Origin of the sequence: Roseobacter sp. SK209-2-6, assembly GCF_000169455.1 — a bacterium.
In the GTDB taxonomy this organism is placed as follows: Bacteria; Pseudomonadota; Alphaproteobacteria; order Rhodobacterales; family Rhodobacteraceae; genus Pseudophaeobacter.
In genome coordinates this window covers 22,662-47,572 of record NZ_AAYC01000017.1, presented here as the reverse complement: position 1 = coordinate 47,572, position 24,911 = coordinate 22,662, and the positions used below count along the sequence as shown (strand labels likewise).

Annotated in this window: 21 protein-coding genes; 11 read left to right on the top strand and 10 right to left on the bottom strand. The window is 59.0% G+C overall.

Annotated elements, in window-relative coordinates; all coding sequences use genetic code 11:
• Positions 1 to 48 precede the first annotated feature (48 nt).
• The 8 genes from RSK20926_RS19965 to RSK20926_RS19930 form a co-directional block, all read right to left on the bottom strand.
• The gene (locus RSK20926_RS19965) at positions 49 to 1,554 is read right to left on the bottom strand and encodes a TRAP transporter large permease (protein WP_008209524.1); all 1,506 of its coding nucleotides are present in this window, start codon (positions 1,552 to 1,554) and stop codon (positions 49 to 51) included.
• Positions 1,551 to 2,132 (bottom strand): TRAP transporter small permease, encoded by a 582-nt coding sequence (locus RSK20926_RS19960; RefSeq protein WP_037255989.1) that lies wholly within the window; start codon positions 2,130 to 2,132, stop codon positions 1,551 to 1,553. Before RSK20926_RS19960 ends, RSK20926_RS19965 begins: the two co-directional genes overlap by 4 nt.
• A 72-nt stretch (positions 2,133 to 2,204) precedes the next feature.
• Positions 2,205 to 3,251, bottom strand: coding sequence for a TRAP transporter substrate-binding protein (locus tag RSK20926_RS19955; RefSeq protein ID WP_008209522.1), 1,047 nt, complete (start codon positions 3,249 to 3,251; stop codon positions 2,205 to 2,207).
• A gap of 567 nt (positions 3,252 to 3,818) precedes the next feature.
• Positions 3,819 to 4,514 (bottom strand): fumarylacetoacetate hydrolase family protein, encoded by a 696-nt coding sequence (locus RSK20926_RS19950; protein ID WP_008209521.1) that lies wholly within the window; start codon positions 4,512 to 4,514, stop codon positions 3,819 to 3,821.
• Between the two features lie 121 nt (positions 4,515 to 4,635).
• Positions 4,636 to 6,099 (bottom strand): aldehyde dehydrogenase, encoded by a 1,464-nt coding sequence (locus RSK20926_RS19945; protein ID WP_008209520.1) that lies wholly within the window; start codon positions 6,097 to 6,099, stop codon positions 4,636 to 4,638.
• A 9-nt stretch (positions 6,100 to 6,108) separates the two neighbouring features.
• A complete protein-coding gene (locus tag RSK20926_RS19940; RefSeq protein ID WP_008209519.1) occupies positions 6,109 to 7,146 on the bottom strand; it encodes an LLM class flavin-dependent oxidoreductase in 1,038 nt (345 codons plus the stop codon).
• A 5-nt stretch (positions 7,147 to 7,151) separates the two neighbouring features.
• Positions 7,152 to 8,903: an alpha/beta fold hydrolase gene (locus RSK20926_RS22615; protein ID WP_157133190.1), complete on the bottom strand. Its 1,752-nt coding sequence runs from the start codon at positions 8,901 to 8,903 to the stop codon at positions 7,152 to 7,154.
• Positions 8,875 to 9,477, bottom strand: a complete 603-nt coding sequence (locus RSK20926_RS19930; protein ID WP_008209516.1) for an amino acid synthesis family protein — start codon at positions 9,475 to 9,477, stop codon at positions 8,875 to 8,877. Before RSK20926_RS19930 ends, RSK20926_RS22615 begins: the two co-directional genes overlap by 29 nt.
• 108 nt (positions 9,478 to 9,585) lie before the next feature.
• On the opposite strand from RSK20926_RS19930, the gene RSK20926_RS19925 reads away from it, so the two are divergent.
• Both RSK20926_RS19925 and RSK20926_RS19920 read left to right on the top strand, forming a co-directional pair.
• Positions 9,586 to 10,308 (top strand): GntR family transcriptional regulator, encoded by a 723-nt coding sequence (locus RSK20926_RS19925; protein WP_008209514.1) that lies wholly within the window; start codon positions 9,586 to 9,588, stop codon positions 10,306 to 10,308.
• Between the two features lie 2 nt (positions 10,309 to 10,310).
• Positions 10,311 to 10,601: a DUF1330 domain-containing protein gene (locus tag RSK20926_RS19920; RefSeq protein ID WP_008209513.1), complete on the top strand. Its 291-nt coding sequence runs from the start codon at positions 10,311 to 10,313 to the stop codon at positions 10,599 to 10,601.
• A 51-nt stretch (positions 10,602 to 10,652) separates the two neighbouring features.
• Here the strand turns inward: RSK20926_RS19920 and RSK20926_RS19915 are convergent, their stop codons facing one another.
• Positions 10,653 to 11,267: a helix-turn-helix domain-containing protein gene (locus tag RSK20926_RS19915; protein ID WP_008209512.1), complete on the bottom strand. Its 615-nt coding sequence runs from the start codon at positions 11,265 to 11,267 to the stop codon at positions 10,653 to 10,655.
• 172 nt (positions 11,268 to 11,439) lie between these two features.
• Between RSK20926_RS19915 and lpdA the strand changes: the two genes are divergently transcribed.
• The 9 genes from lpdA (at position 11,440) to RSK20926_RS19870 (ending at position 23,833) form a co-directional block, all read left to right on the top strand.
• Positions 11,440 to 12,822 (top strand): dihydrolipoyl dehydrogenase, encoded by a 1,383-nt coding sequence (lpdA, locus tag RSK20926_RS19910; RefSeq protein ID WP_008209511.1) that lies wholly within the window; start codon positions 11,440 to 11,442, stop codon positions 12,820 to 12,822.
• Positions 12,823 to 12,839: 17 nt separating this feature from the next.
• Positions 12,840 to 13,784 carry a lipoyl synthase gene (gene lipA / locus RSK20926_RS19905; protein ID WP_008209510.1) on the top strand — a complete coding sequence of 315 codons (945 nt, stop codon included), beginning with the start codon at positions 12,840 to 12,842 and terminating at the stop codon, positions 13,782 to 13,784.
• Between the two features lie 25 nt (positions 13,785 to 13,809).
• Complete coding sequence (locus RSK20926_RS19900) at positions 13,810 to 15,183, top strand: alanine/glycine:cation symporter family protein (RefSeq protein WP_037255985.1); 1,374 nt, start codon at positions 13,810 to 13,812, stop codon at positions 15,181 to 15,183.
• A gap of 69 nt (positions 15,184 to 15,252) precedes the next feature.
• Positions 15,253 to 16,350 (top strand): glycine cleavage system aminomethyltransferase GcvT, encoded by a 1,098-nt coding sequence (gene gcvT / locus RSK20926_RS19895; protein WP_008209508.1) that lies wholly within the window; start codon positions 15,253 to 15,255, stop codon positions 16,348 to 16,350.
• Between the two features lie 31 nt (positions 16,351 to 16,381).
• Positions 16,382 to 16,747, top strand: coding sequence for a glycine cleavage system protein GcvH (gene gcvH / locus RSK20926_RS19890; RefSeq protein ID WP_008209507.1), 366 nt, complete (start codon positions 16,382 to 16,384; stop codon positions 16,745 to 16,747).
• A 63-nt stretch (positions 16,748 to 16,810) separates the two neighbouring features.
• Positions 16,811 to 19,669, top strand: a complete 2,859-nt coding sequence (gcvP, locus tag RSK20926_RS19885; protein WP_008209504.1) for an aminomethyl-transferring glycine dehydrogenase — start codon at positions 16,811 to 16,813, stop codon at positions 19,667 to 19,669.
• A 115-nt stretch (positions 19,670 to 19,784) separates the two neighbouring features.
• Complete coding sequence (locus RSK20926_RS19880; protein ID WP_008209503.1) at positions 19,785 to 20,804, top strand: helix-turn-helix domain-containing protein; 1,020 nt, start codon at positions 19,785 to 19,787, stop codon at positions 20,802 to 20,804.
• 294 nt (positions 20,805 to 21,098) lie between these two features.
• On the top strand, positions 21,099 to 23,324 hold the full coding sequence (locus tag RSK20926_RS19875) for a heavy metal translocating P-type ATPase (RefSeq protein ID WP_008209502.1): 2,226 nt from the start codon (positions 21,099 to 21,101) through the stop codon (positions 23,322 to 23,324).
• Positions 23,325 to 23,404: 80 nt separating this feature from the next.
• Entirely contained in the window at positions 23,405 to 23,833 is a 429-nt protein-coding gene (locus RSK20926_RS19870; protein ID WP_008209501.1) for a MerR family transcriptional regulator, read from the top strand.
• 59 nt (positions 23,834 to 23,892) lie between these two features.
• On the opposite strand, the gene trhO is transcribed toward RSK20926_RS19870, so the two are convergent.
• A complete protein-coding gene (gene trhO / locus RSK20926_RS19865) occupies positions 23,893 to 24,807 on the bottom strand; it encodes an oxygen-dependent tRNA uridine(34) hydroxylase TrhO (RefSeq protein ID WP_008209500.1) in 915 nt (304 codons plus the stop codon).
• Positions 24,808 to 24,911 lie beyond the last annotated feature (104 nt).

Sequence of the window (24,911 nt, the reverse complement as noted above, 5' to 3'; positions counted from 1 at the left end):
AACCCCGCTCGGCGAGGCGAGCGGGGTTTGATTTGTCAGGCCGCAAGACTAGTGCAGCAGCATCAAAGGTAAGAGCGTGATGATCGGGAAGAGCACCAGGATAATCACCCGGATGATGTCGGAGGCGACAAAGAACATCACGGCCTTATAGGTGTCGACCATCTTGGTCTTGCGATCCATGGCGTTGATGATGAAGAGGTTCATTCCCACCGGCGGGGTGATCAAGCCAACCTCAACCACGATCAGCACCAGAATGCCGAACCAGATGGCGACATATTCGGCCTCAATCCGGTTCACCCGGCCTTCGGTCACCCGAATGCCCAGCTCCTTCATCTGCTCGCGGGTCAGCTCTACCCCATTGGCGATGCTCTCCTGAATGGATGCGAGCATCTCCGCTCCCATACCTTCGGGCACGCCATTGCGCAGAACTTCCATTGCGGCGTCTGCCTGCATATCGACCAGGGACAAGAGGCCAAAGTCCATGACTGAAATCACCGGGAAGAAGATCGGAATGGTCAGTAGGATCATCGAGAGCGAATCCATCAGGCAACCAAAGACCAGATAGAAGGCGAGGATCAACGCCAGCACCACCCAGGGGCTAAAGCCCTGGCTGACCACGAAATCCGCCAGCTCCTGCGGCACCTTGGTGAGGGCCAGGAAACCGTTGTAGAACCCGGCGCCCAATACGATGAAGAAGATCATCGCAGTGGAGCGGGCGGTGACCATGAAGCTGTCGACCAGATTCTCGCGGTCCAGGCCGCCATTCATCCAGGCGATGAAGCCGGTGCCAAAGGCCCCGACGGCTGCACCTTCGGTGGGGGTAAACCAGCCCAGATAGATGCCGCCCACAACCAGGCCAAAAACCAGGAGTACAGGCCAGACCTTGACCAGATTGCCGAACCGTTCGGACCAGGGGATGGCCGGGCGGGTGCCTGCCGCCTTGGGGTAGAGGCGCACGTAGATGGAGACCACGATGACATAGCCAAGGGCTGCCAATAGGCCGGGGATAAAGGCCGCCAGGAACAGCTTAGCGATATTCTGTTCAGTCAGGATGGCATAGATCACCAGCACCACCGAGGGTGGGATCAGGATGCCAAGGGTGCCGCCAGCCGCCAGCGTCGCGGTCGAGAAACCGCCCGCATAGCCATATTGCTTCAGCTCGGGCAGGGCGACCCGGCCCATGGTGGCAGCGGTCGCCAGAGAAGACCCGCAGATGGCGCCAAAGCCTGCGCAGGCGCCGATGGCGGCCATGGCAACCCCGCCCTTTTTATGGCCCAGAAAGCCCTCAGCGGCCTTGAACAGGGCCGAGGACATGCCGCCCAGCGTTGCAAAATGCCCCATCAGGAGGAACATCGGCACGATGGTCAGCGAATAGGAGGAAAAGGTTGTGTAGGTCTCACTCTTGAGGCGGCCAAAGGCCACCTGGGTGCCATCGGTGACGATGATCAACCCGCCTAGGCCCACCAGGAACATCGAGAGCCCAATCGGCACCCTGAGGAAGATCAGTCCCATCAGAATGGGGAAAGAAGCAATTCCGATTTCAAGCGCGCTCACTGTTCGCCCTCCACGCCGTCCCAGATCTGGATCCGGCCGGTAAAGAATTCATAGGTGCGCACCGCGCCCATATAGATGCCGACAATGGCGGCGATGATGGCGCCCACCAGGCTGGCGGCAAAGGCCCACCAGACCGGGAACTCCAGAAGGAAGGAGGTTTCACCATTGCCAAATTTGCTGATTGTGCCTTCGGCCAAGCGCCAGGCGATCAGCACCAGGGCCAAGGCAAAGACAATTTCGGTCACCATGCGCAGGAACCGCTTTACCCCGCGCGAAAAACTATTGGCCACGACATCGACAGAGGCATGGCCCGCTGTAATCTGACAGAGCGGAAGAAAGGCGAAGATGGCAAAGGCGACACCGGCTTCAACCAGTTCGAAATCGCCATTGATCGGTCCAACCCAAGTCACCATCCAGCCAGAGAACTCTGGTGCAAGGCTGCTCATCAGATCGCTGTGAAAGGCGCCATTCAGCAGGCGCCCAACGATCGATAAGCAAGTCATAATGATGAGAAGAGAGAGGACCATACCGCCCAAGATGGCCATGCTTCTGGCCAGTCCCGACATGAGCTTGTGCATGGTGAGTACCTTTTTTTGCGTGCAAAGGGCCGCGGCACGGAGAATGCCGCGGCCCTCTGACAGTCATACAGCTTAGTTCGCGTATTGCGGTGTGTATTTTTCGATCAGCTGAGTCGCTTCTTCCAGCAAGGCTTGGCCATCGATGCCTTTTTCAGACATATCCGCCAGCCAATTGTCATAGACGGGCTGGGACAGCTTGCGCCATTCGGCAGTCTGGCTTTCGTCCAAGGTGATAACATTGTTGCCGTTATCCAGTGCCATTTCACGCGAAGGACCATCGGAATCTTCCATGGTGCCGCCCGCAAAGACAGAGAACTCCAGGCCAGAGTTTTCATCGATCGCAGCGCGCTGGGCGTCGCTCAGGCTTTCATAGCGCTCTTTGTTCATCGCCAGAACAAAGGTCAGCGTGTAAAGCGCCTTGCCGGTAAACTCGGTGTGGTTTTCGACCAGCTCCGGCACTTTCAGGGCAGCGGTCACTTCCCAAGGGATGGTGGTGCCATCAATCACACCTTTGGAGAGGCTTTCCGGGATCGCAGGAACGGGCATGCCAACTGGGGTGGCACCCAGCTCTGTCAGAAGCGCGTTTACCGAACGGCCACCACCGCGGATCTTAACGCCCTGCAGGTCGGCTGGGGACTCAATCGGGTCAGCGGTATGGATCATGCCAGGGCCGTGTACCCAGGTGCCCAGGATTTTCACATCCTTGAACTCGGTGTCCTTCATGTGTTTGTCGAACATTTCCCAATAAGCATGCGATGTGGCACGCGCATTGGTCATCATAAAGGGCAGTTCAAAGACTTCGGTCGATGGGAAACGACCGGGGGTATAGCCAACAACGGTCCAGACGATATCCGCAACGCCATCCATTGCCTGATCCAGAAGCTCTGGTGGCTTGCCGCCCAGCTGCATCGAAGGATAGCGGTCAATCTTGATCTCACCGTTCGAGGAGGCTTCGACCTTATCCGCCCAAACGTCCAGAATCAGCTTTGGCACATTGGCCTGCGCTGGCAGGAACTGGTGCAGTTTCAGTGTAACGTCCTCGGCAAAGGCCTGCGTGGCGCAGAGCGTTGCGATGGCTGCTGCGCCTGCGGCTCCAAGAAGCTTTCTACGCGTGGTCATGTGTTTCCTCCCTTTGACCTTCGTTTGTCCTACCAACAGGGGCGCAAACTAATATTGCGCACTGCGGTGCTTTCTTTTTTGTTTCTGACCCGATCTGGCTTGATCGGTTCAATAATCGAACCTTTCAGTCTCTGCTATTGGGTGCATTTGTAACTATCAATGGCAGATCATACATTTTTTACTCATGAAATGCCGGGATCGGAATCTTGGCATAAGGGTTTGATGTTACAGAAAGGCAGAATCTGCGTCGCGCTTTGATACATTCCAACATTAAGAGCTGTGAATAGCAATCCCCGTTGGCCTAACCAGAAGATGGCAATTCAAGTCGCGTGATCGGTTCTCCATAGTGCTCGCATTTCAAAACTGCGAGAATGTGACGCTATTGTTAACATGTTCCATAGTTTTTCGCTAGGTGACGTCCCTGTTGCGCGTTCCTGGATGACCAAATGCCGGGGCTATATCTGCGACGTCATGCCACTATGCAGTGCGAAAATGAGATTGCGAATGGACGCATGGAACCCGTGGTTGACGCATTCGAACGCTATCGCCACCCCGGATTTGATCACCTCACTCTTTGCAGAGTTTCAGTGAGACCGAGGTCAGACCTTCAATTCCCCCTTTGATGCTTTGTCCTGCCAGAATTGGCCCAACTCCGGCGGGTGTACCTGTCAAGATGATGTCGCCAGGTTGCAGATGGTAATAGCAAGAGAGGTGGCAGATGATTTCTTCACAGCTCCAGATCAGTTCAGCCAGTGTCGCGTCCTGTTTGATCTCACCGTCCAATTCCAGCCAGATAGGTTGTTCAGCAACAGGCCCCCAGTCACTGGCCTTGGTAAAAGGCGCTAACACGGTTCCCTGTTCCAGATCCTTTCCCAAATCCCAAGGGCGCTGCTTTTGGCGCTCACGGATCTGCAAATCGCGTCGGGTCATGTCCAGCGCACAGCCGTAGCCATATATCGCCGCGCGTGCCTCCTCTGGGCTGGCGCGAAAAGCACTGGCGCCAATTGCCAGGGCCAGTTCCATCTCATAGTGAAAATTCTCTGTCCCCGGTGGGTAGGGAACCTCACAGCCGGTAAGGACTGCATTGGCCGCTGATTTGGTGAAGTAGAAAGGTGCTTCGCGATCCACCTCAACGCCCATCTCCGCTGCATGGGCCGCATAATTGCGCCCAACGCAAAAAATGCGGTTCACGGGGAATTCTGCCGTTTCCCCATGGACCGGGATCGTCAATTGCTCTGGCCGCGGAAAAAGGGTTGGGGACATTTCTGATGCTCCTTGAGAACCGGTGGTGAACCACCATGCTCTCAAGGTGATACCAAAGCGCAGGGATGCGCAATGGCAATTTTATCGCGCCAAAGCTTTGGCCTAACTCGCCCCAGATTGATTAACGCATGACAAATGGATCCGGGATCGGGTCATCTGAGGTGCGCAGCCAGACTGCCTTCACCTTGGTGTAATCCAGAGCAGCCTGCAGCCCGCCTTCGCGCCCGTGCCCAGACAGACCATGGCCGCCAAAGGGCGCAATGGGGGAAACCGCCCGATAGGTATTGACCCAGACGATGCCCGCGCGAATGCCCCGGATCATCCGGTGTGCGCGGGTCAAGCTCTGGGTGAAGACACCGGAGGCGAGGCCGAATTTGGTGTCATTGGCAATCCGCAGGGCCTCTTCTTCGCTGTCGAAACTGACCACCGACAGCACCGGACCAAAGAATTCCTGGCTCAGACAGGACGCATCCGGCGCATCGGAACAATCCAGGATGGTGGGCGGGAAATAGAACCCCTCCCTGTCCAGGGCCTTGCCGCCCGTCACCAATCGTGCGCCTGCCGCTTGCGAGGCTTCAATTAAGGCCAGCGCGTGATCGCGCTGGGCCTTGGTGCAAAGGGGCCCGACTTCGGTTGCCATATCGTCCGGCGCGCCGATCACCACGGCTTCGGCCTTTTCCTTCAGCCGCGCCAGGAACTGATCCTTGATCGAGTTTGCAACCACCAGGCGCGAGCCTGCGACACAGCTTTGGCCGGTGGCGGCAAAGATGCCGGAGACCTGGGCGTTCACCGCGCTCTCAATGTCGGCGTCTTCAAAGACGATGAAAGGCGATTTACCGCCCAGCTCCAGCGAGGTGGACGCGAGGTTTTCCGCCGAGTTGCGCACGATGTGGCGAGCGGTTTCCGGCCCACCGGTAAAGGCCACATGGGCAACTTTCTCGTGGGCCGTCAGTGCCGCTCCCGCCTCCGGGCCGCCGGTGATCACATTCAGGACGCCAGCAGGAAAGCCTGCCTGATCAAAGATCCGGGCAAACTCCAGCATCGGGGCGGGGCCTTCTTCGCTGGCTTTCAGCACCACGGTACAGCCCGCCGCAAGTGCCGGGCCGATTTTCACCGCTGACAGAAACAGCTGCGAGTTCCAGGGCACCACAGCGGCAACGACGCCAATGGGCTCTCGCCGCAGCCAGACCTCCATGTCCGGCTTGTCGATTGGCAGATGCGCGCCTTCGATCTTATCCGCCAAGCCCGCGTAGTAGCGGTAGTATTCCGCCACATAGGCGATCTGGGCTGAGGTCTCGCGGATGATCTTGCCGGTGTCGCGGGTTTCCAGCTCTGCCAGGCGCGGCGCGTTCTCTGCCACCAGGTCTGCCAGGCGCAGTAGTAGCTTGCCGCGCAGGCTGGCCGTCATGCTGGCCCATTCGGAGCCGTAAAAGGCGTCTTCCGCCGCCCGCACGGCCCGGTTCACGTCCTGCGCGCTGGCCGCAGGCATCCGCGCCCAGGATTTGCCGGTTGCGGGATCGAGGCTGTCGAAGCTGGCGCAGCCATCCTCGAAGGCGCCGCCGATATATTGCTGAAAATCCTGCATGGTTATTCCTTATGCGAAGGCCGGCATGACATCATTGATGAAGCGCTCCAGCGAGGCTTTCTTGCGCTCAAAACTCATGCTGGAGTCTATCCAGAATGAATATTCATCATAGCCCAGGGCTTCATATTTCTTCAGCCTTTCAATCACCCCCGAAGGCTCGGCGATAACCAGATCCCGCTCCATGGCTTCGGGGCTATAGAAAGGGTGCGCAGCGATTTCCGCCTCTGTCAGCGGCTGGATCAGCCCCTGATCGACGGGGCGTTCGTTTTTGAACCAGGCGCCAAAGTAGCAGTAGAAGCGGTTCAGTTCTTCTGCGGCCAGTTTCACATCCTCGGCACTGTCAGCCACATAGGTATGCTGCAAGAGCATGATCTTGGGGCGAGGCATCTCGGGAAATTTGGCGCAGGCGGAGGTAAAACGCTCCATCAGGCTTTTGATTTCGCCGTCGCCCTGCCAGAGCGGCGTCACCTGCACATTGCAGCCATTGGAAACCGCAAATTCATGGCTGTTGGGGTCGCGGGCGGCGACCCAGATCGGCGGGCCGTCCTGCTGGACAGGTTTGGGAGAAGAGGTGGTCTCCGGGAAGGAATGAAACTCCCCCTCTTGCGCGTAGTTGCCCTTCCAGAGCTGCTGCACCGCCGGGATCAGCTCCCGCATCCGTTGGCCCGCTTCCCAGGCGTCCATGCCGGGCATCATGCGTTCGTATTCAAAGGAATAGGCCCCGCGCGCGATGCCCAGATCGAGGCGTCCGTCGGTGATGATGTCGGTCAGAGCGGCTTCTCCGGCCAGCCGGATCGGATGCCAGAAAGGCGCAATCACGGTGCCGGTGCCCAGGCGCACGTGTTCCGTGTGGCGGGCCACGTCGACGAGATTCAGGAAGGGGTTGGGTGAAATGGTGAAGTTCATCCCGTGATGCTCACCGGTCCAGACCGCATGCATGCCGCCCCGGTCAGCGATTTTGCACAGCTCGATGAATTCATCATAAAGCTGCTTCTGGTCATCCTCGGGGGAAATCCGCTCCATATGCGCAAACAAGGAAAATTTCATGCCGTTCAACTCCCTGACACGATCTTGCGGACATTGCCGCTGATTTGGTTTCCGAAATAGACCCCGTAATTGCCCATGTGGCTTTCCTTTGCGAAACGCTCCAGCATGATGCGCATGGCCGGGTCGGCAATGTCCATCAGGGTGGAGGGCGTCAGAGCGGTAAAACAGCCCTGTTTGGGCGCGCCTTCAGCCGCTTGGCACAAGAACGAGATATGCTGGTGTTCGCGCGCAGCATCTTCAAAAACTGAATAGATAAACCCTGGATCCGCCGAGAGGCCCGAAGCCTCGATCAGCTGGGTTAGGGCGGCAGAGGCACCGGATCTGCCCACTTCCATCTGTGGCAAGGTGAGCCCGCCATTGCCGTCATCCACCAAGAGTACCTCGCCGCTGCGCTCAACCAGGGCAGAGACAACCAGCCTTGCCCCCTTGGCCAGGGCTTCGGCTTCGGCGGCAGGGGTGACATAGGCGCCACGGGCATAGCCAAGACCCGGCGCAGTGCTGGTGTCAAAAGCTTCGACCTTGCCGATCAGAATGACATGGTCGCCGGCCGGAACGGTCTTGTGCATTGAGCAGTCGAACCAGGCAGAGGTGCCGGCAAGCACAGGCGCGCCATGCGGACCCTGGTGCCAATCCACCTGGGCAAAGCGGTCCTCGGAGGGGCGGGCAAAGGTGTTGGATATATCTTTCTGACCTTCCGCCAGAATATTCACTGCAAAGCCCGGCGCCTGTGTCAGGGCCTCATAATTGCGGGAGCTGTTGGCGAGGCAGACCAGCACCAGAGGCGGGTCCAGAGACACGGAGGTAAAGGAATTGGCGGTAAAACCAACCGGGGCGCCATCGAGGCCGTGCGTAGTGACAACGGTGACACCGGTCATGAAGGTTCCAAAGGCGTCGCGCAGGGCGCGCGGGTCAGAGGTCTGCATATCCTTTGCCATGGTGTGGCCCTCCTGTTCTTTGGGATCGATGTGTTCCGCCTGGTTTAGCCATTGTGAAAGGTGGTCGTTGACCGCATCAGCTGCGGTCAAATTCACCATATGGCGTCCGGTTAGGGCTACGGCGCTGCCCCGTGGAGCGGCCTCTGCCATCGCCTGGGCCATGGCTGGAGTGGAGTTCGGATCGTCTTCCCCAGTCAAGGCAAGCAAAGGGCAGGCAATGCCGCCAAAACGGCCAGCATAGGTGGCATCGCCACGGGCAAAAGCCCGGTAGGCGGTAGCGTAGCCGCCCAGGTCCACCTCGGAGAGCCATCCCGCAACTTCCTGCTGGGCTTTCTGGTCTGCGGCAGAACTGCCGAACCAGCGCTGCAGGGGTGTCTCCAGGTCGATCTGCCCGGTCTGTATTTCTTCGGCGCGGGAGACGACAGCAGCGCGGGCCGGGGCTTCGCGGCGGAAGACGCCGTTCAAAAGGGCGACACGGCGCAGGAGCTCAGGGTGTTCCACAGCAAAGCCGCCCGCAATCAGCGCCCCCATGGAGTGACCGGCCAGATTGACCGGGCCTGTGCCCAGAGCCGTTAGGGCCGCATGCAGCCAGGCCACATAATCGGGCAGATCGGAGCCCTGCGGCAGCGGCGATGTGCCGCCATGGCCAGGCATGTCCAGTGCCAGCACACGGTTGCTGCGCGACAGCGCCTCGATCTGCGGATGCCAGGCAGCGCTTTGCATGCCGACCCCGTGGATCAGTACCAGTGGCTCGCCGCTCCCGGCCTCGCGGTAGCTGAGGGTACCGAAGGGTTCAGACAGCTGCAGGGTTGTCGACATCATGGCCCAGATCCTTGAGGTCCTGATAGCGGTCGCCAATGCGGTGATGCGGGCGTCCACCGATGGAAGCTCCCAGTGCGATGACGATCTCATCCGCCGCCGGGGCATCTGCTACCGAAGTCTGGATGGTCAGATAATGTGAGCGCCGTCCGCCGTCATTCTTGTCCATCAGCGGGATCATCAGGGGCGCATTGGCCGGGCCACGGGTGTTGCAGAAGGCCAGATAGCTCTTGGCGCCGACGGCCTCACGGTAATGATTTCCAAAACGCAGCGTATGGATGAGGGCAGAGGCGTGCTCGACCTCTCCATCAAGACCAACAATAGCGGATTTACCATAGCCTTCGACAGCCGCGCCGCCGCCCGCTGCGTCCAGGATCATCTTGGTCAGCATCTCGCCTAGTCCGGGTGCGCAGTCGTGAATTTCTGGCTTCAGATCATCAACAAATCCGCGTCCCGCCCAGGGGTTTTTGATCACGGCGATGGCGGCAATCATTTTTAGCGGCTGTGGCGCTGCCTTGCCGCCCTCGATCAGGGTCTCTTCGATGTGAAGCAGGGTTTTGCGGATTTCTGCGGGCATGGGGGCACCTGAGTTAGAGGAGATTTCTTTCTTGGACTTATGGTATACCATAATCTCATTAGTCAAGATTTTGTTGTTTTAACGAGGGGCCACTGTTAAGCATGGCCCATGAAAAACTCAGATCTGGCACAGTTGAAAATCGAGCAACCTCCTGCAACTCTTAGAGAAATTGTTCAGGAGAGGATGCGGGATGCGATCATCTCGGGTCTTTTTGAGCCTGGGGAGCGACTGGTGGAGAGGCCGCTCTGTGATCAGCTGGGAGTCAGCCGCACCGTCATTCGAGAAACGATTCGATATCTGGAAGCCGAGGGGTTGGTTGAAATCATGGCCAACCGTGGGCCGATTGTGGCGCGTCTAAGCCGCGACGATGCCCGCCAGATCTACGAAATCCGCCGCATGCTTGAAGGTGCAGCGGCAATGGCCTGTGCTGAGAAATGCGCAATTGAAGGGGGGGCTGAACTGGAACGGGATCTGTCAGCGGCCCTCGCGCGATTGGAGGGTGCTTTTGACGAGACGCGCGCGGGCGCTTTGTTCAAGGCTTCGACCGGGTTCTATCAGGTCATCTTTGAGGCAGCGGGCCATCACATCGCCTGGGAGGTAGTGAACCGCCTCAATGGTCGTATTAGCCGGTTGCGGGCAATGACTCTTGCAGCGCAGCAGCGGCAGCAACCCGGTCTCAGCCATATGCAAGCCATCTGTGCTGCGATTCTGGCAGGGGAGCCTGCACTGGCGCGGGCAGCAGTTGAGGCCCATATCGCTGATGCCGCCGCAGTTGCGGAAAGGCTGTTGCTGGACGCGGAAAACAAAGAAGCAGCACTAGAGGGAAGCTGACTATGCCAAAGGCCTATTGGATCGCCCATGTGACCATCACCGACCCGCAAGCCTATGCCGGATATCAGGCCGTGGCACCTGCCGCTTTTCAGGCCCATGGTGCTAAATTCCTGGCCAGGGGCGTGGAGGCGGAGACTTTGGAAGGTGACCCATGGCAGCGCCATGTTGTGATCGAGTTCGGCTCGATGGAAGAGGCACGGGCCTGCTATCAGTCACCGGAATATGTAGAAGCGCGCAGCAAGCGTGTTGGCGCTTGCGAAGCCAGTATCACATTGGTCGAAGGTCTCGGCTGAGGCTCATTCAGTAAAGCGCCTGCCAGGGGTGCAGTGCTGACGGGGGCGGTGTCAGAGCTCTAGCGAGACCCAGAGGACCTTGGCGTCTTCGTCACTGGTGGAAACGCAACCATGGCCCATACCGCTGTCGTAATAGACGGAGTCCCCGGAGGTCATCTTTAGCGGGCGGTAATGTTCTGTATAGAGAACCAGATCGCCGCTGATTACATACATGAACTCTTCGCCGCGGTGACGCACCCAGCTGTCATATTCGGTGACATCGCGGGCTTTGATGGTGCTGATATAGGGCAGCATGCGCTTGCTGGTAAGTTCGGTGCACAGGAGTTCATGATCGTAGGTCTTGGTCTCCTGATGCTCGCCGCGCCCCGACAGGGTATAGTCGCGTCGGCCTGAAATACTGCTTTGGGCGGATTGCACAAAGAGCTGCGGTGTTTCCAGCTCAAGTGTCTGCATCAGGCGGCGGATGATCTCGAAACTTGGCCGGGTCTGGTTGTTCTCGATCTTGGAAAGGGTCGAGCGCCCGATGGCTGCAGCCTTGGCCGCTTCTTCCAGTGTCAGGCCCTTTTCCTTACGCGCATCGCGAATCATTTTTCCAAGGATTTCACCGTCCGGGGCCTCTGCGGCCTCCAGTGCGAGTCCTGTTTCCTCTGTGATTACCGGTTCCATCGCTGCGTTTTCCTCTGTTACTCAAACAGCTTAGCTTTGATATATTTTGCAGTCAAAATTTCCTCACAACTACTTTTGTTGATTAAGGGGAAAAAGTTTCCTATAGGGGACGAAATGCCGTATACGGCAGCATGCAAGATCAATATGCGGCGCATTCTCAGGGGCTGGCGACATGGAAAACTATGATCTGATTGTAATTGGCGGCGGGCCTGGCGGTTATGTCGCAGCGATCCGGGCGGCGCAGCTGGGATTGAAGGTGGCCTGCGTTGAAGGCCGCGGCGCGCTGGGCGGCACTTGCCTCAATGTTGGCTGCATCCCTTCCAAGGCTTTGCTGACCTCCTCGGGCAAGTTTGCAGAATTGTCGCACCTGGCAGCTCATGGTGTTTCCGTTGAGGGCGCTTCTGTGGATGTGCCCGCAATGATGGCGCGCAAGGACAAGGTGGTTGGCGACCTGACCAAAGGCATCGCCTTCCTGTTCAAGAAAAACGGCGTTGAGTTGATCGAGGGCTGGGCCAGCATTCCGGCTCCTGGCCAGGTTCAAGTGGGCGAAGAGCTGCTTGAGACCAAGAACATTATCATTGCCACCGGATCCGAACCCACGCCCCTCCCTGGCGTAGAGATCGATGAGGTGGACGTGCTGACCAGCACCGGCGCATTGGCACTCACCTCCGTGCCAGAGCATCTGGTGGTGGTTGGTGCCGGCGTGATCGGCCTTGAACTCGGTCAGGTCTGGTCACGCCTTGGCGCAAAGGTGACAGTTGTCGAATATCTGGACCGGGTGCTGCCTGGCATCGACGGAGAAATCGCCAAACTGTCTCAGCGCGCGCTCAGCAAAAAGGGCATGAAGTTCCAGTTGGGCCGGGCGCTGAAGAGTATAGAAAAGACAGAGGCAGGCCTGAACCTGACCCTGGAACGGGTTGGCAAAGACAAGGTCGAACAGATCGAAGCGGAAAAGGTGCTGATCGCCATTGGCCGCCGCCCCGTCACCCGCGGCTTAGGGCTGGAAGAGCTGGGTATTTCGATGACCGCGCGCGGCGTGATCGAAGTGGACGAGACCTTCCAGACCTCTGTTCCCGGCATCTTTGCCATTGGCGACTGTGTGCCTGGCCCGATGCTGGCCCATAAGGCCGAGGAAGACGGGGTTGCTTGTGTCGAGATGATCGCCGGTGAGGCGGGTCACGTGGATTACAACTGTGTTCCGGGCGTGGTTTACACCGATCCGGAAGTAGCCTCGGTTGGCTTGACCGAGGAGGCGCTGAAGGAAGCCTGCACTGAATACAGCGTCGGCAAATTCACCTTCATGGCCAACTCCCGCGCCCGTGCCTCTGGCGAAACCGATGGTGCGGTGAAGGTCCTGGCCGATCCCGCAGGCAAGATCCTCGGCGCCCATGTCTGCGGTGCCCATGGCGGCGACCTCCTGTCGGAGCTGGTTCTGGCCATGGCCAAGGGCATCACGGTGAAAGAAGTGGCTGAGACTTGCCACGCCCACCCGGCACTGGGCGAAGCGGTCAAGGAAGCCTGCCTGGACGCGCTGGGCCGCGCCATTCACGCCTGATCCGGGAGGGAAGCCAGATGACCATCCAGCTGCGGCCGCGCCATCCCGAGAAAGCCAAAAAGCCTGATAGCGTGATCCCGCGCAAACCAAAGTGGATCCGTAAAAAGAAGATCGAAAGCGCCGAGTATTACGAAACCCGGCGTCTGATGCGGGACAATGACCTCTCCACGGTCTGCGAAGAGGCGGCCTGCCCAAACATCGGTGAATGCTGGTCCAAGCGCCATGCCACCATGATGATCATGGGCGAGATCTGCACCCGCGGCTGTTCCTTCTGCAACGTGACCACCGGTCGCCCCGACGCGCTGGATGTTTTTGAACCCGGCCGCGTGGCTCAGGCGGTCAAGAAACTGGGCCTGCGCCATGTGGTGATCACCTCGGTGGATCGGGACGATCTGGAGGATGGCGGCGCCGGGCATATCGCCCAGACAATCCGCGCAGTGCGCCACCAGAATCCTGGCACAACTGTCGAAGTCCTCACACCGGATTTCCTGGGCAAGGGCGATGCGGCAGAGGTCGTCTTTGAGGCCGCACCCGATGTGTTCAACCACAATCTGGAAACCGTGCCGCATCTCTACGCCACTGTGCGTCCCGGCGCGCGCTACTACACATCGCTGCGCCTGCTGGATGATGCCAAGCGCGCCAATCCTTCGCTCTTTACCAAATCCGGCCTGATGGTTGGCCTGGGTGAGAGCATGTCAGACGTGCGCCAGGTGATGGATGACCTGCGCGCCGCGAATGTCGATTTTCTGACCGTGGGCCAATACCTGCAGCCCACGCCGAAGCATCACCCGATCGACCGTTTCTGGTCGCCGGAGGAATTCGAACAACTGGAACAGATTGCCCGCAACAAGGGTTTTCTGGGTGTGTCAGCTACAGCGCTGACTCGCTCCTCGTTCCACGCGGACGAAGATTTTGCCGCTCTCAAAGAGGCCCGGGATCGGGCTCTGGCTGAGAGTGTATGAAACCTAACGCATTGGGAGGGAAACCATGGAAGCGTTAAGTAATTTTGTAGGATGGGTGAACGGAGTCGTCTGGGGGCCGCCTATGCTGGTCATCATCCTCGGCGTTGGCCTGTTCCTGCAGGTCGGCCTGAAACTGATGCCGATCCTGAAACTGGGCATGGGCTTTGGTCTGCTGTTCAAGGGCCGCGAAGGTTCTGGCGAAGGTCAGATCACCCCGTTCAACGCCCTGATGACGGCGCTGTCAGCCACCATCGGTACCGGGAATATCGCTGGTGTTGCCACCGCTGTATTCCTCGGCGGTCCGGGCGCTCTGTTCTGGATGTGGATGACCGCGCTGGTTGGTATGGCCACCAAATACTCCGAAGCCGTTTGCGCCGTGAAATTCCGCGAGCAGGATGAAGAGGGCAACTACGTCGGTGGTCCGATGTATTATATCAAGAACGGCCTCGGCGCCAAATGGGCCTGGTTGGGTGTGCTCTTTGCTATCTTTGGCGCCATCGCGGCCTTTGGTATCGGCAATGGTGTTCAGGCCAATGGCGTGGCACAGGTTCTGGAAACCAACTTTGGTCTCAATACCTCCATTACCGGCGTCGCCCTGATGGTTCTGACTGCTGCCGTTATTCTGGGGGGTATTACCCGCATCGGTAACGTTGCTGGTAAGCTGGTGCCCTTCATGGCCGTTAGCTACATCATCGCCGGTCTGATCGTTCTGGTGATCAACGCTGATGCTCTGGGCAATGCGCTGAGCCTGGTCTTCACCCATGCCTTTACACCGTCTGCTGCCGAAGGTGGCTTTGCTGGTGCGGCTGTCTGGGCGGCGATCCGCTTTGGTGTGGCCCGTGGCGTCTTCTCGAACGAAGCTGGTCTGGGTTCCGCGCCTATCGCACATGCTGCTGCTGAGACCAAAGGTCCGGTAAACCAAGGCCTGATCGCGATGCTCGGTACCTTTATCGACACCATCATCGTCTGCTCGATCACCGGTCTGGCGATCATCGCCTCGGGTGCCTGGACTTCGGGTGAATCCGGTGCGGCCCTGACCTCGCTGGCCTTTGAGACCTCGCTGCCCGGCTTTGGCGGATACCTGATCGCCATCTCGCTGTCGATCTTTGCCTTCACCACCATCCTGGGCTGGTCCTACTATGGTGAGAAATGCATGGAATTCCTGTTTGGCGTGAAGGTGATGCTGCCCTATCGTTTGGTATGGATCGTTGCGATCTACTTCGGTGCGACCGCTGACCTCGGCTTTGTCTGGTTGCTGGCGGACACGCTGAACGCGATGATGGCTCTGCCAAACCTGATTGCCCTTGCACTGCTGAGCCCAGTTGTCTTCAAAGTGACAAAAGAGTTCTTTGCAACTGGCGGTAAATCAGAAGAACCTGGCTACAAAGCCGCAGAATAAGCAAAACCTGGAGGGGGCGGTTCCCGCGCCCTCCACTCCTTGAAACAGATAATTCAAAGGCTGCACAGGATGACCGACGCACCCAAACGCACCCCGCTTTATGACCTGCACGTTGAGCTTGGCGGCAAGATGGTTGATTTCGCCGGCTGGGAAATGCCGGTGCAGTACCCCATGGGCATCATGGGCGAGCACAAGCAGTGCCGCGAAAAAGCAGCACTTTTCGACGTTTCCCATATGGGTCAGGTGATCCTGAAAGGTGAGAACGTCGGCGAAAAACTCGAAACCCTCTGCCCGCAGGCCTATGCCACACTGAAAGAAGGCAAGGCTCGTTACGGCTTTTTCACCAATGCAGAAGGCGGCATCATGGATGACCTGATCGTCTCCAATGCCGGCGACCATTATTTCGTTGTGGTGAACGCGGCCCTGCGTCATCAGGACATCCCACACATGCAGGCCAACCTGGATGGCGTCGAAGTGACCGAGATCTTTGATCGCGCTCTGGTTGCTGTGCAGGGCCCCGCCGCAGAAGGCGTTGTGGGTGATCTTTGCCCCGCCGCGGCAGAGCTGAAGTTCATGGAAACCACACTGGCCGAAATCGGCGGTGTCGAGTGCCGTATCTCGCGCCTGGGTTACACCGGCGAGGACGGTTACGAGATCTCCATCCCGGAAGATAAGGCGATCGAAGTCTCCAAGCTTTTCCTGGCCCATGACGATTGTGAGCCCGCAGGCCTGGGTGCCCGCGATAGCCTCCGTCTGGAAGCGGGCCTTTGCCTCTATGGTAACGACATCGATCAATCGACCTCGCCGATCGAAGCATCCCTGAGCTGGGCGATCCAGAAGCGCCGCAAGGAAGAGGGCGGTTTCCCCGGCGCGGCGCGGATTCAGAAAGAGCTGGCCGAAGGGGCTGCCAAGAAACTGGTCGGCATCAAACCCGAAGGCCGCGCGCCAGCACGCCAGGGCGTTGAGATCCAATGCACCGAAGGCAACAGCATCGGCGCAATCACCTCTGGCAGCTTTGGTCCCACCGTTGGGGGTCCTGTTGCTATGGGCTATGTCTCCGCAGGCCATGGTGAGCCTGGCGAGAAAGTGAACCTGATCATTCGGGGCAAGGCGCAGCCAGCGGAAGTGGTCGCGCTGCCTTTCGTCACTCAAAACTACAAACGCTAAGTCACAAGATAAGACACGAGGAGAGTCTCCAATGACCACCTATTATTCCGAAGAGCACGAATGGGTCACTGTTGAGGGCGATGTTGCCACCGTTGGCATCACGCAGCACGCGGCGGACCAGCTGGGTGAGATCGTTTTCGTCGAGCAGAAAGAAGCTGGCGATGAGTTCGAAAAAGGCGATGAGATCGGTGTGATCGAATCCGTGAAAGCGGCATCCGAAATCTACGCACCGCTGGATGGCGAAGTGGTTGAAGCCAACGAAGTCCTGGCCGACAACCCCGGTGCGCTGAACGAGAGCCCCGAGGGCGACGCCTGGATCTACAAGATCAAATTGGCAGACGCCGCGCAGCTGGACGATCTGATGGATCTGGACGGCTACAAGGCCCTGATCGGCTAAGCGCTCTTCCCCGCCAGCCCCTAGGTTGGCGGGGTCCATTGCATCTGACAAGGACCTACAGACATGGCCTTTAAACTGACCGATTACGAAGCATATGACTTCGCGAACCGCCGCCACATCGGCCCGTCGCCCACCGAGATGCGCGACATGCTGAAGGTGATTGGCTTCAAGACCCTGGATGAGCTGATCGACGCCACCGTGCCGCCTGCCATCCGCCAGGAAGAGGCGCTGGACTGGGGCCCTGCGATGACCGAGCGTGATGCGCTCTATCACATGAAAGAGGTGGCCTCTCAGAACAAGGTCCTGACCTCGCTGATCGGTCAGGGCTACTATGGCACCACCACGCCCGCGCCGATCCTGCGCAACATCCTGGAGAACCCCGCCTGGTACACGGCCTATACGCCTTACCAGCCCGAGATCTCTCAGGGCCGTCTTGAGGCGCTGCTGAACTATCAGACCATGGTCAGCGATCTGACCGGCATGGATATCGCCAATGCCTCGCTGCTGGACGAAGCCACCGCCGCTGCCGAAGCCATGTCAATGGCGCACCGTGGTTCGCGCTCCAAGGCGAATAACGCGGCCTTCTTTGTCGATAAAAACTGCCACGCGCAGACCATCGCGGTGATCAAGACCCGCGCGGAGCCTCTGGGCATCGACGTTGTGGTTGCGGACCCTGCAGAGCTGGATGCTGGCGCCGTCTTTGGTGCGATCTTCCAGTATCCGGGCACCTATGGCCATGTGCGCGATTTTACCGACCAGATTGCCGCCCTGCACGAGCACAAGGCGATTGCCGTTGTCGCGGCTGACATCCTGGCCCTGGCGCTGCTGAAATCCCCCGGTGAAATGGGTGCGGACATTGCCATTGGCTCGACCCAGCGCTTTGGCGTTCCCATGGGCTATGGCGGCCCCCACGCTGCCTATATGGCCACCACCGACAAGCTGAAGCGCGCCATGCCCGGCCGTATCATCGGTGTCTCCATCGACAGCCGCGGCAACAAGGCCTATCGCCTTGCCCTGCAGACTCGTGAGCAGCACATCCGCCGCGAAAAAGCCAACTCCAACGTCTGTACCGCTCAGGCGCTGCTGGCCGTCATCGCGTCGATGTATGCGGTCTATCACGGCCCCGACGGGATCAAGGCGATTGCGCAGTCGGTTCACCGCAAGACTTCGCGTCTGGCCGCTGGTCTGGAAGAGCATGGCTTCAAGGTTGAGCCTGAAGTCTTCTTTGACACTCTTACTGTCGAAGTTGGCCCGCTACAGAAAACCGTCATGGAAGCGGCTGTTGCCCGCGGCGTGAACCTGCGCAAAATCGGTGAGAACTACGTTGGCATCTCGCTGGACGAGCAGACTCGTCCGGAAACCATCGAAGCTGTCTGGGGCGCCTTTGGCATCGACAAGCAGGACGACAGCTCCAACAAGCAGTATCGCCTGCCGGACTATGCGCTGCGTGAAAGCGAGTATCTGACCCACCCGATCTTCCACAAGAACCGGGCAGAGGCAGAAATCACCCGCTACATGCGCCGCCTGGCGGACCGCGACCTGGCGCTGGACCGTGCGATGATCCCGCTTGGCTCCTGCACCATGAAGCTGAACGCCACCGTCGAGATGATCCCCGTCACCTGGCCGGAATTTGGCAACCTGCACCCCTTCGTTCCCGAAGATCAGGCGCAGGGTTATCACCAGATGATCGCGGATCTGAACGACAAGCTCTGCCAGATCACCGGCTATGACGCCATCTCGCAGCAGCCGAACTCTGGTGCGCAGGGCGAATATGCGGGTCTTCTGACCATCCGCAACTATCACTTTGCCCGCGGCGAAGGTCACCGCAACGTCTGCCTTATCCCGACTTCGGCCCATGGCACCAACCCGGCATCGGCGCAGATGGTGGGCTGGAAAGTGGTTCCGATCAAAGCGGACGATCACGGCAACATCGACGTCAATGACTTCCGCGAAAAGGCAGAGAAGCACAGCGACAACCTTGCCGCCTGCATGATCACCTATCCTTCGACCCATGGTGTGTTTGAAGAAACCGTGCAGGAAGTTTGCCAGATCACCCATGATCATGGCGGTCAGGTCTATATCGATGGCGCTAATATGAACGCCATGGTGGGCCTTGCGCAGCCGGGCAAGATTGGCGGCGACGTTTCGCACCTGAACCTGCACAAGACCTTCTGCATTCCGCATGGCGGCGGTGGCCCCGGCATGGGTCCGATTGGTGTCAAAGCACACCTTGAAGAGCACCTGCCAGGTCACCCGGAATATGGCACTGCTGTTGGTCCGGTCTCGGCGGCCCCCTTTGGTTCGCCCTCGATCTTGCCGGTCAGCTGGGCCTATATCCTGTTGATGGGTGGTGAAGGTCTGACTCAGGCCACCAAGGTTGCGATCCTGAACGCCAACTACATCGCCGCACGTCTGAAGGATGCCTATCCGATCCTCTACACCTCGACCACGGGCCGTGTTGCGCATGAGTGCATCCTCGATACCCGTCCTCTGAATGATGAGGGCAACGTGACTGTGGATGACGTGGCCAAGCGTCTGGTCGACTCCGGCTTCCATGCCCCGACCATGTCCTGGCCGGTGGCGGGTACGCTGATGGTGGAGCCCACCGAATCCGAACCCAAGGATGAGCTGGACCGCTTCTGCGATGCCATGTTGTCGATCCGCTCGGAGGCGCAGGACATTATCGACGGCAAGATCGATCCCGAAAACAACCCACTGAAGAACGCGCCGCACACGGTGCGGGATCTGGTGGGCGAATGGGATCGTCCCTATAGCCGCGAACAGGCTTGCTTCCCTCCCGGCAACCTCGGTGTGGACAAATATTGGTCCGCCGTGAACCGGGTGGACAACGCCTATGGCGACCGCAACCTGATCTGCACCTGCCCGCCGATGTCGGACTATGAGGAAGACGGCGAAAGCTGATCTTTCTGAAGAAAACTGGAGCTGCCCCCTCTCGCGTGTGGGGCCGCTCCAACTCCCCTTTGACCCTGCGCAGGCCCAAGAACGGGAGACGCACTAGCAATCGGAGGAGGTGGACATGACGTTCCAAGCCCGAATTCCTGAGACCGAGGCAGAAGCCAAACCAAAGCAGAAGCACGCAGTAGTTGGCTCTTTCAGCCAGGTTACCATTGTCCTGCCAGAGGACGCGTCGGATAGTTCCGGACAGGTGCTGGCAGATTTGCTGCAGGCCGCCAATGAGGTCATTCCGGAGGCTCAGTATGGGGTCACCACCCTGCGTCTTTCCGATTTGAACCAGCTTCGTCATGGTCGCCAGAACCGCAGCCTCTGTATCTTTCTGGGGGATCTCAAGGCCCGTTGGAGGGTGACACCTGCTGAGCGCAGCCTGGTTCAGACACTTCTACATCACTGCCGCGCACCTGTGCTGGTGGGGGGGGCTGCCTTCCTGCTGCGCGAAACCGGCATGTTCCAAGGACATCAACTGGCCGTCCATTCCAACTTTGCCGCAGCAGCGGGCGAAGAAGCACTTGAGACCGCACCAGCCGGCACACAATTCCTGTCCGAAGGCCCAGTCCTATCCGCGGTCAGCACTTTGGCTGCCCTGCGGCTCCTGTTGCAGATCATTGCCCGCGATCATGGTGAGTTCATGGCGGGCGCTCTGGCGGAATATGTTGGCCTTGAGGGCGGAGACAGCCGTTTCCAAAGCAAAGCCAGTCTGGATATCCTGCAAAAAGCTGGCGGCGACATCCTGATTGAGAAAAGCCTGCACCTGATGCAGCAACATATCGAAGAGCCGATCTCTATCTGTGAGCTGGCGCGGCAGCAGGGTGTCTCGACCCGCAAGCTGCAGCGCAGGTTTCGTGAACGCACTGGTGGCGGGCCACATACCGCATACCGGACGCTTCGGATCGAACGGGCGCATCAGCTGCTGACCCATACCAGCATGAATGTCTATGAGATCGTGGCCGCAACCGGTTTTGGCACCCGCTCCAATCTGTCGCGCTGGTTCCACAAGGAACTGGGCCTCAGCCCGCAGGCGGTGCGCCGCAGTGCCTATTGCGAAGCAAGCAATGCAATACCAAAAGCAATGATGAGCTGAGACAGCTTCCAAGGCCTCTGCCGGACAATCAGAATGACACGCCCCGTAGCCAATTTCAGGCTGCGGGGTTTTTTGAAAGAAAACGCTTGAAGCTATAGTGACTAGAGGGTCTATCTAAGAGAGGTCTTAGATATTCAGAGGCCGTTTATGTCCGAATCTTGCTCCTCAACAGAAAAACTCGCCACCCATTCGGGGTGCAGCAGCTCCGCGCAACCGGGCAGCCAGACCTCAAAGGGGGACGGCTGCTGTGGCTCAGTGGCAAGTGTTCCATTGGTGACAGAGGAGCAAAGCTCGATGGGGCGTAGCTACCGGGTGAACGGGCTGGACTGCGCCGAAGAGGTGGCCATTCTGAACCGTGCCGTCGGTCCGGCTGCGGGCGGTGCCGAGCATCTCGCCTTTGATGCCCTCAATGGCCGCATGACCCTGCTGGCCAGCGCTGCGCAGATCTCTGACAAAGAGGTTATGGCGCTGGTTGCCAAAACCGGCATGAGCGCCAAAGTCTGGGATGAGGCAAGCGCCAGCGCCGATCAGGCAGCGCATCTAACCCGGCAGAAACGCTTCACCGCGATGAGCGCTGCCTTTTGGGGGGCAGGCCTTCTCTGGCATATCGGCCATTCCGGCGCCGCTGGCCTGGGAGAGCTCTTTGCGGGTCATGGCGAGGTGCCGGTTCCATTGGCGGAAATTCTGCTGTTTCTGGCGGCGATTACTCTGGGGGTTTGGCTGGTGCTGCCAAAGGCCTGGTACGCCGTGCGGAACCTGTCACCGGATATGAACCTGCTGATGGTTGTTGCCGTGGCAGGTGCATTGGGACTGGGGGAGTTCTTTGAGGCGGCGACGGTGGCTTTCTTCTTTGCGCTTTCGCTGACATTGGAAAGCTGGAGTGTAGGGCGCGCCCGCAATGCGGTTGCTGCATTGCTGAACCTGGCACCTACTGTAGCCAGGGTCATTCTGGAGGATGGCCGGGAAAGGGAGGTTGCGGCAGAAGAGGTTCGGGTTGGACAGCAATTTGTGGTGCGCGGAGGGGATCGGATACCGCTGGACGGTTTGGTGATCTCTGGGGCTGGTGCGGTGGATCAGGCACCGATCACTGGAGAGAGTGCGCTGGTTGCCAAGGAAGCCGGGGATGAGGTCTATGCCGGAACCATCAATGGGGACGGCACTCTGGTGATCGAGGCCACCAAAGAGGCCAGCAACACGGTTCTGGCCAAAATCACCCGCATGGTGGGTGAGGCCCATGCCCGTCGCGCGCCCGTCGAACAATGGGTCACAAAATTTGCCCGTGTCTATACGCCCGCAGTGATGGGACTGGCCATTGCCCTTGCGGTGCTGCCGCCGCTGATCGCTGGCGGCGGCTGGGGTTTCTGGTTCTACAACGCTTTGGTGCTTTTGGTGATCGCCTGCCCCTGCGCCCTGGTTATCTCCACCCCGGTCTCCATCGTTGCGGCCCTTGCAGCTTCGGCCCGGGCTGGAGTTCTGATCAAGGGCGGCGCCTATATCGAAGCGCCAGGCAAGCTGGAGGCGATCGCGCTGGATAAGACGGGCACCTTGACGGAAGGACGGCCAGAGGTCTTTGAAATCCTCCCCTTTGGTTCGCTTCCAGCAGCCGAGTTGCTCAGTGCTGCTGCGGCACTGGAAGCGCGCGCCTCCCATCCACTCGCACTAGCGGTCCTGGCCGAAGCGGCGCAGCAGAACCTGGCAGTTGTTGCCGCGACAGAGACGCGAACCGTACCGGGGCGGGGTGTGGAGGGGCTGTACCAGGGGCAGGACCTCTGGCTTGGCTCTCCGCGTTTTGCTGCCGAAAAGGGCCATGATGCGGCCCTACCTAAGGCTCGCATGGCAGGGCTTGAAGCCAAGGGGGCCACCTTGGTTGTGATCGGGACCGAAGCAGAGGTTCTGGGATTGATCGCCCTGCGGGACCGGCTGCGCCCCGAGGCAAAGCAGATGATTGCCGCTCTGCATGCGCAAGGGGTAAAGCAAGTGGTCATGTTGACCGGCGACAATCAGGCCACGGCTGCGGCGGTGGCCCGCGAAACCGGTATCGATCAGGTGCAGGCCGGGCTTTTGCCGCAGGATAAGGTCGCAGCCATCGAGAGCTTGACGCGGGAACACCGTATGGTCGCCATGGTAGGAGATGGGGTCAACGATGCCCCTGCCATGGCGCGGGCGAATTTTGCTGTGGCCATGGGGGCTGTGGGCTCTGATGCGGCCATCGAGACCGCAGATATTGCGCTGATGAGTGATGAGATCGCCAAGCTCCCTTGGCTGATTTCACACTCGCGGTGTACGATGCAGGTGATCCGGCAGAACATCGGGATTTCGCTGGCAACCAAATTGACTTTTGTTCTGGCAACCGCACTGGGCATGGCCTCCATGTGGGGGGCGATTGCGGCCGACGTCGGGGTGTCTTTGCTGGTAGTGGCCAATGCACTGCGCCTGTTGCAGGAGAAACCCCTAGGAGCTGAGTTGGCGCAAAACTCACCTACGGAGGCTGTAAATCCGAGGGAAGAGGTCCTGTCCTAGGTTGAAGAAAAGGGCTCTAACAAGGGAAAAAGCACAATGGGTCAGGGACCCGTTGTGCAGTTCAAGAAATAGAGGTGGCTATGCTGACCATTGGATCACTGGCGAAGAGAACGGGCACCAAGGTGCAGACGATCCGCTACTATGAGACCATCGGATTGATGCCGGAACCGGAACGCAGTGCGGGCGGGCAGCGCCGCTATGGTCAGGCAGGGCTCGACCGGCTCGCCTTTGTCCGCCACGCGCGACAGCTTGGCTTTTCGCTCGAGGCGATCCGGGATCTGTTGAACCTTGCAGATAACCCTGCTCAATCCTGTTCGGAGGCGGATTCCATTGCTCGGCAACAGCTAAAGCAGGTTGAGGACCGCATTGCCCGTTTGAATGCGCTGAAAGTCGAGCTGGAGCGCATGATATGTGAATGCGGGCAGAATTCCGTTGCCGATTGCCGGGTTCTGGAGGTACTGCGCGACCATACAGAATGTCTGACAGAGCACGACAGTATAGGAGCCTGACCAAAGTTCTCACACGGGGTCACTACAAAGTAGGCCTGGCCCCTGACCGAGGGCTGTGTCTATGAGAGGTGATGACTGCCCAATCGCTCTTCCCCGCGCTCACGGGCAAGCTGCATCTGTTTTTGACGTTCGCGAAAGCGCGCCTTGTCCTCTTCGCTGGTTTCCTCAACGCAGAGATGGCAGGAGACACCCAGCTCGAACTCTGGGCGTTTCATATCCTCGGGCAGGATCGGCCGGCGGCAGCCGTGGCACAGTTTGTGTGGCCCTTCGGCCAGACCATGGCCGACGGAGACCCGGTTATCAAAGACAAAGCACTCCCCCTGCCAGCTGCTCTCCTCCTGGGGCACCTCTTCCAGATAGCGCAGGATGCCACCTTTCAGGTGATACACATCCTCAACCCCTTGGCTCAGCAGGTAGTTGGTGGATTTCTCGCAGCGGATGCCACCCGTGCAGAACATCGCTACACGCTTGTTGTGGAAGCGCTCCTTGTTGGCCTGCCACCAGACCGGGAATTCCCGAAAGCTCTCGGTCTCGGGGTCTACCGCGCCCTCAAACGTACCGATGGCCACCTCATAGTCATTGCGCGTATCGATGACGACCACATCATCTGAGCGGATCAACTCGTTCCAGTCGTCGGGTTCGACATAGTTGCCGACGCGGGCCTTTGGATCGACATCGGGCTGCCCCATCGTGACGATTTCTTTTTTCAGACGCACTTTCATCTTGCCAAAGGGAGGCTCGGCGCTCTCGGCCTCTTTCCATTCCAAGTCAGCACAGCCTGGAAGAGATTTGATATGGCTTAGCACGGCCTCAATGCCCGAAGCAGGGCCAGCAATGGTGCCATTGATGCCTTCCTGCGCCAAGAGAAGCGAACCGGTGACTTTCATGGAAAGGCACAGCTCCAGCAGCGCCGGTTTGATTGCGGCGGGATCGGGGAAACGGGTGAAATGGTAAAGTGCGGCAATTTTAAACATGTAGCGCCATTAGAGCGCTTACTCGCGTTTTTCAAGAAAAACCAGTTCACGCTTTCGCAGCGCGCGGGTTAAGGGCACTGTGAGTACAGTGGCAATTCCTATGC